Annotated in this window: 7 protein-coding genes; all 7 read right to left on the reverse strand. The window is 53.6% G+C overall.

Annotation, left to right across the window (positions count from 1 at the left end; translation table 11 throughout):
* Positions 1 to 114: 114 nt before the first annotated feature.
* The 7 genes from yidZ to rpmH all read right to left on the reverse strand — a co-directional run bounded on the left by yidZ (position 115) and on the right by rpmH (position 6,265).
* Positions 115 to 1,074, reverse strand: coding sequence for an HTH-type transcriptional regulator YidZ (gene yidZ, locus IB222_RS23285; RefSeq protein ID WP_126956572.1), 960 nt, complete (start codon positions 1,072 to 1,074; stop codon positions 115 to 117).
* Complete coding sequence (locus tag IB222_RS23290; RefSeq protein ID WP_003827053.1) at positions 1,043 to 2,224, reverse strand: MFS transporter; 1,182 nt, start codon at positions 2,222 to 2,224, stop codon at positions 1,043 to 1,045. Before IB222_RS23290 ends, yidZ begins: the two co-directional genes overlap by 32 nt.
* A gap of 183 nt (positions 2,225 to 2,407) precedes the next feature.
* A complete protein-coding gene (gene mnmE, locus IB222_RS23295) occupies positions 2,408 to 3,772 on the reverse strand; it encodes a tRNA uridine-5-carboxymethylaminomethyl(34) synthesis GTPase MnmE (protein WP_003844431.1) in 1,365 nt (454 codons plus the stop codon).
* A 105-nt stretch (positions 3,773 to 3,877) separates the two neighbouring features.
* Positions 3,878 to 5,524 carry a membrane protein insertase YidC gene (gene yidC / locus IB222_RS23300; protein WP_003827058.1) on the reverse strand — a complete coding sequence of 549 codons (1,647 nt, stop codon included), beginning with the start codon at positions 5,522 to 5,524 and terminating at the stop codon, positions 3,878 to 3,880.
* Positions 5,525 to 5,526: 2 nt separating this feature from the next.
* On the reverse strand, positions 5,527 to 5,784 hold the full coding sequence (gene yidD / locus IB222_RS23305) for a membrane protein insertion efficiency factor YidD (RefSeq protein ID WP_003023846.1): 258 nt from the start codon (positions 5,782 to 5,784) through the stop codon (positions 5,527 to 5,529).
* Positions 5,748 to 6,107 (reverse strand): ribonuclease P protein component, encoded by a 360-nt coding sequence (gene rnpA / locus IB222_RS23310; protein ID WP_003844432.1) that lies wholly within the window; start codon positions 6,105 to 6,107, stop codon positions 5,748 to 5,750. Before rnpA ends, yidD begins: the two co-directional genes overlap by 37 nt.
* Positions 6,108 to 6,124: 17 nt before the next feature.
* Positions 6,125 to 6,265: a 50S ribosomal protein L34 gene (rpmH, locus tag IB222_RS23315; protein WP_003023858.1), complete on the reverse strand. Its 141-nt coding sequence runs from the start codon at positions 6,263 to 6,265 to the stop codon at positions 6,125 to 6,127.
* Between the last annotated feature and the right edge of the window lie 606 nt (positions 6,266 to 6,871).

The raw sequence follows: 6,871 nt of genomic DNA on the forward strand, positions 1-6,871 counted from the left end.
GGCCTCCGGGCAGGCTTTGCTGCCCAAAAACTAAGCGAAAATGGGAGACATTACGCGATATTTACATTTCTGTTGCCAGAATGGTCGATTTAGCAACACCAAAATGAAGGATCGTCAGGAGATATCGCGATAAAGCGCCTTGATCGTGTCTTTTAGCCAGACGATCTTAGGATTGTGGCTGTTGCGTTTATGCCAAAGAAGAGTGAACGGTACGCGCATTTTTTCCAGTTGCGCCGTATCAAATGGCATCGGCCGTGCAACGAGTGGAAGCTGGTGGAGTTGGTTATAACGCTGGCAATAGACCGGTGCGGTGGCTATCAGCGCGTGATCCGGCTGCGCGGCCATAAACAACGATTGCTCAAAACCGGGCAGACATAACGCGATATTGCGTGCGCGTCCCATTTCTTGCAGGACTTCATCCAGCGCCCATGTATCGCTTTGCTCCCAGCTAATGCTGATGTGCGGATAGCGCAGAAAGGTGTCCAGATTCCACTCTTCCTGCAGTGCGGGATGATCTTCACGTAGCCAGACGCAAGGCAGATCGGAAAACAGCACTTCATGGTCGATCGACAATGGCAACAAACTCAGCAGTTCGCGCGAACGCGGATGGCTTTCGCGCCCGGTAAAGCCAATATCCACTTCACCGCGAATAATGGCATCCAGCGAGTCATAGTCCCAGTTGCGTATTTTGATTGTCGCCTGGGGATAGCGCAGATAAATCTGCTGGGAGAGCGCATTGAACATGATCATCACTAACGGCGTCTCGGCCGCCAGATCAAACTTCAGCCCGCGTGGAGACTCATGGTGCGGCTTATCGAGCAACTGATTGCCCATCTGCATCCATTCAGCAAGGCTCTGCTCCATGCTGACCATCAGCGGCGTCGGCGATAGCCCCAGCGGGGTGTTCACAAACAAGGGATCATCAAACCAGGTCCGCAGCTTCGACAGCGACTTACTGACCGCCGACGGCGTGACGTTCATCCGTTTGGCGGTTTTAGTGACGCTGCGTTCCTGCATCAACAGCTGCAGGCAGAGCAATAAATTAAGATCGAGACTGCTGAGGGATTTCTTCATGAGTTGGCGCGGACCGGTTAGGTGCAACAGTGATAATCAGCATGATACTCACTATGCTACAGCCAATCAGAATCCCGATCAGCATATTCAGCGCATCAAGGCCAAGAACCGCCGCCAGCCAAATCCACAGCGAGGAACCGCAAACCTGCGCAATACCTAATGCCGAGCTGGCGACGCCCGCGCGCAGCGAGAACGGCCCAAGCGCCTGGCTCATCGCAACACCGAAGCCGACCGAGAATCCAGCGCAGATTAACGTCAGCCCGAAAAGCGTTACTGCGTGTGAAGTGGCAAGGGTTAACACCACGCCGGCACACAGAAACAGCACCTGTGAGGTCAGCATCAGAACGCGAGGCTTAAATACGCTCAGAGCAAATGGCGTAGAGAAAGAGACCGCCATACTGATGCCTGCGGTCATGGCCATCGTGGTAGCGTACTCACCACGGTCGAAGCCCATCACTTCCATCAGCAGCACCGGAGATGTGTTCACGAAGGTCAGGATCACCGACACGCTGAGGGTGGTAATGGCCAGACGGCTTAAGAAAAAACGGTTTACCAGTGATTCGGTTGTGTGGTTCTTTTCCGTCGTCGCCATAAGCGTTGCTGGGCGCGATTCTCGCAGGACAAATACCGACAGCAGGCAAACGGCAACGCCCATACCCATCATCGTGTAGAACAGGCTCTGCCACGGGAATTTGAGCATAATCAGATGCCCCATCACCGGAGCCAGCACCGGCACGATACAGGTAATACCGTTCAACAACGACAGTACCTTCGCCCGACGGCGATCGTCGAGTGTGTCGCGCAGGATAGCGAAAGCCACCACGTAGCAACAGCCCGCACCTACGCCCTGAATAAAACGACCTATGAGGAATGGCGTACCGCTTTCGGCGAAAGAACATAGTGCAGAGGCGAAAATAAAGATGAGTGCGCCGACTATGGCGACCGGTTTGCGACCTGACTGGTCGGCAATTTTACCGGCGAACAGCATCGCCGTCGCCATTCCCGCCAGATAAACCGAAAACGCGATATGCAGTTGTGCCTCGCTGGCCTGTAAATCGGCAGCAATACGGGGCAGCCCCACCAGATACATATCAATACCGGCAGGATAAAGAAGAACCAGGGCGAAACTGCAGATTAGAAAGCGTGTCATAGCGACCTCATAAGAAATGTGGCGCTAAGCATACGGTCAGAGAGTCAACTGCACGAGTTGCCATTTGGACAACAGTGATTTCCACATGGGAAATTGTTGTTGCCGGGTGGCGGCGTAAATGCCTTCTCCCGGCCTACGGGGCCTGTAGGCCCGGTTAGCATCGCGTCACCGGGCAACACAACGTTACTTACCAATACAGAAGCTGGAGAAAATCCGTCCCAGCAGATCGTCGGAGGTAAACTCTCCGGTGATCTCACTGAGGTTCTGCTGCGCAAGGCGTAGCTCCTCAGCCAGCAATTCTCCGGCCCATGCTCCGAGCAGTTGGGCTTTACCCTGCTCGAGATGCTCTGCAGCTTCTGCCAGCGCCTGCAGGTGACGACGACGGGCCAGGAAGCCGCCTTCCATATTGGTTTCAAAGCCCATGCTCTGTTTGAGATGATTACGCAGTACGTCAACGCCTTCACCGGTTCGTGCTGAGAGACGAACCAGTGAGTGGCCATTTACTTCGCTAAGGCCCAGCGTCTCACCGGTAATATCCGCTTTGTTACGCACCACTGTGATCGGCAGTTTGGCTGGCAGACGGGCAATAAAGTCTGGCCAGATGTCAGCCGGGTCCACGGCGTCGGTGGTGGTGCCATCAACCATAAACAGTACACGGTCGGCCTGTTCAATTTCCTGCCAGGCACGTTCGATACCGATGCGTTCAACTTCATCGCTGGCATCACGCAGACCGGCGGTATCTATGATGTGCAGCGGCATGCCGTCGATATGAATATGCTCACGCAGTACGTCGCGGGTCGTCCCGGCAATGTCGGTGACAATGGCCGCCTCACGGCCAGCCAGCGCGTTCAGCAGGCTTGATTTCCCGGCGTTTGGACGCCCGGCGATCACTACCTTCATCCCTTCACGCAGCAGGCTGCCCTGACGCGCTTCCGCACGCACGGCATCAAGATCGCTGATAACGCTGTTGAGTTGCGCCTCAATCTTGCCGTCAGACAGGAAGTCGATTTCTTCATCCGGGAAGTCGATCGCCGCTTCCACATAGATGCGCAGGTGAGTGAGCGCTTCCACAAGATGATTTACCCGTGCGGAAAATGCGCCCTGCAACGAGTTCAGCGCCGAGCGAGCGGCTTGCTCTGAGCTGGCATCGATCAGGTCGGCAATCGCCTCTGCCTGGGCTAAATCGAGCTTATCATTGAGAAACGCTCGCTCGGAGAATTCACCCGGTCTGGCAATGCGCAGCCCGGGAATGGTCAGAATACGTTTGAGCAGCAGGTCAAGAATCACCGGACCGCCGTGGCCCTGAAGCTCTAAAACGTCTTCACCGGTAAAGGAGTTTGGGCCGGGGAACCACAAGGCAATCCCCTGATCCAGCGTGCTGCCATCCGCGTCTTTAAACGGCAGATAATCGGCATAACGCGGTTTGGGCAGTTTCCCCAGTACGGTTTCTGCGACCTCACGCGCTTTCAGGCCGGAGATACGCAGGATACCCACGCCACCACGTCCCGGTGGGGTGGCCTGAGCGACGATGGTGTCGTTATGGCTCATGGTTTGTCTCTTCTTAATGCAATAAAAAAGGCGGTCTAATGACCGCCCTTTACTTTATATTCCGTTTGCCGGATGGCGGCTTCGCCTAATCCGGCCTACACCGAATCAGGAGTTTTTCTTCTCGCGGCTATGCAGGCCACGTTTCTCCAGACCACGGTAAATCAGCTGCTGCTGAATAATGGTTACCAGGTTGCTGACGATATAGTACAGCACCAGACCTGACGGGAACCACAGGAAGAACACGGTGAAGATGACCGGCATAAAGGTCATGATCTTCTGCTGCATCGGGTCGGTTACGGTGGTCGGAGACATCTTCTGAATGAAGAACATCGTCACGCCCATCAGAATCGGCAGGATGTAGTACGGGTCCTGTGCAGACAGGTCATGGATCCACAGAGCGAACGGCGCATGACGCAGTTCAATGGAGCCCATCAGCATGTAGTACAACGCCAGGAAGATTGGCATCTGGATGATCAGCGGGAAGCAGCCGCCCAGCGGGTTAACCTTCTCAGCTTTGTACAGGGCCATCATTTCCTGGCTCTGACGCTGTTTGTCATCGCCCAAACGCTCACGCATAGCCTGAATCTTCGGCTGCAGCATACGCATCTTCGCCATGGAGGTGTACTGCGCTTTAGTCAGCGGGTACATGATGCCACGAACGATAAAGGTGATAACGATGATGGAGAAGCCCCAGTTACCCAGGAAGCTATGGATCCACTTCAGCAGTTTAAACAGCGGCTGAGAAATGAACCACAACCAGCCGTAATCCACGGTCAGATCCAGGTGCGGTGCAACGGCCGCCATTTTGTCCTGAATTTCCGGGCCGACCCACAGGGTGCTGGTCATTGCGCCAGTCTGGCCAGGCTGAACCAGTACCGGCTGTGATTTATAGCCGATAGCGGCAATGCCGTTACCCAGGTTAGCGGTATAGAAGTTGTTGGTGCCGTCGTTACGCGGAACCCATGCCGTTGCGAAATACTGTTGCAGCATTGCGACCCAGCCGTCTTTAGCATTGACGTTCAGGTTTTCGTTTTCAGCAATGGTGTCGAATTTGTATTTCTCATACTTCTCATCCGGCGTGGAGTACGCCGCGCCACGGAAGGTGTGCAGCGCAAAGTTGCTGCTACCGGTGTCACGATGAGATGGCAGATTGATGGATTGCTTCAGCTGACCAAAGGTGGAGATTTCCAGCGGTTTTTCGCCGGCGTTCTGCACGCTGTAGTTAACGTTGACAGCATATTCACCACGCTTAAGAACAAACGTTTTAGTGAATGTGTTACCCGCTGCGTCAGTATAGGTCATCGGGATCTGCAGTTCGTTCTGACCGTCAGCCAGTACAAACGCGTCTTTATCGACGTTGTACAGCGGACGAGGGCCGTTAGCCGGGTTATCCGGGCCGTCACGACCTGTCAGGCCACTTTGTGCCTGGTAGATGAACTGTGGCGTAGTTTCCAGTAACTGGAACGGTTCGGTAGAACCGAGTTCTTTCGGGTAAGCTGGCAGTGAAGCCTGTTCCACATCACCACCACGGGTGTTGATGGTCAGATCAAGCACGTCAGTTTTAACCGTAATCAGTTTCCCCTGGCCACTGGCCGGTACGCCCTGGTCTGCGGCGCTACCCGCTGCGGTGGTCGTTGTCTGCGTGGTCTGTTGGGCCTGAGGTTGCGGGTTTTTATCCTGCTCCCAGGCTTGCCAGATCATGAAAGACACGAACAGCAAAGCGATGACTAAAAGATTGCGTTGCGAATCCATCGTTAGTGTTCTCTGGTATCAAATGGTCCGGGCGGGACGGGATCGTCACCACCAGGGTGTAAAGGGTGGCATTTTAATACGCGTTTCACCGTCAACCAACTGCCTTTTATCACTCCAAACCTGCGCAATGCCTCAATTCCGTAGCTCGAACAGGTTGGAGTGAAACGGCAATGCGGCCCAAGCAGCGGACTGATCAGGCGTTGATAGACCCGAATGAGGGCTATCAGGACCCGCGAGCCAGGCGACAATGGCGACGCCATAATTTTTCCAACGCTTCCGAGAGAGCACGGTTATCGAGGTCAGCAACCCCTTTTTTCGCCACCACCACGAAATCCATTGCTGGAAGCTCGTGCTGACGTAAACGGAAGCTTTCACGCGTCAGACGTTTAATCCGATTGCGTTCATGCGCACGCTTAACATTTTTCTTGGCGACTGTAAGACCGATACGGGGATGCCCCAGCGAATTCAGGCGGCCGAGGATGGTGATTTGCGGCGTGCCAGCCCGTTGTGGCTGCTGGAAGACGAATGTGAAATGAGTGGGAGTTAACAAACGTAACTCCCTGGGAAATGCGAGCTTAACCACTCAGGGGCTAGCTTTTATTACTTAGAAACGGTCAGACGAGAACGGCCTTTAGCACGACGACGTGCCAGAACCTGACGACCATTTTTATTAGCCATACGAGCACGGAAGCCGTGAGAACGGTTGCGCTTCAGTACAGACGGTTGAAAAGTGCGTTTCATGGCGATTTCTACCTAAACTTGAATAAATTCACTGACTTTTGCGTATACCCGAACGAATTTCGAACGACTTACGCCACAGTGTGGGTGATTAAAGAGGCCGGATTGTAATAATTGTACACTCCGGAGTCAATTCTCTTTCCTTATTTCCCGCTTTTTTCCGCATGGTTTCGCGTAAAAAACAGGCAGCGTTGACGCCGTAAGGCGACCGTTACTCGCTGGGGGTAAGAATTATACGGGCTGGTGGATAAAGCGCAAGGATCGCTCGGGATCTTTATTAGATCGTTTAAGCAGTAAAGCATCTTTACTCATTAATTTTTTCAATATGCGCGCTAAAACCTGCAGCACTTCTCCAGGATCGTTTACACTTAGCCGATTCTGGATCATCCTGTGGATAAATCGGGAAGAATCTGTGAGAAACAGAAGATCTCTTTCTCAGTTTACGCTATGATCCGCGGTCCTGATCGTTTCAATGGATCCTGATCGGGTAAAAATTGCAGATAGCAATTCGCACGTCACCCTTTGCATAGGGTCTTGTCGATGTGCGTCAACAATCATGAATGTTTCAGCCTTTGTCATTTATCGACTTTTGTTCGAGTGGAGTCCGCC

It is taken from the genome of Citrobacter sp. C13 (assembly GCF_014596815.2).
Classification (GTDB): Bacteria; Pseudomonadota; Gammaproteobacteria; order Enterobacterales; family Enterobacteriaceae; genus Citrobacter; species Citrobacter portucalensis.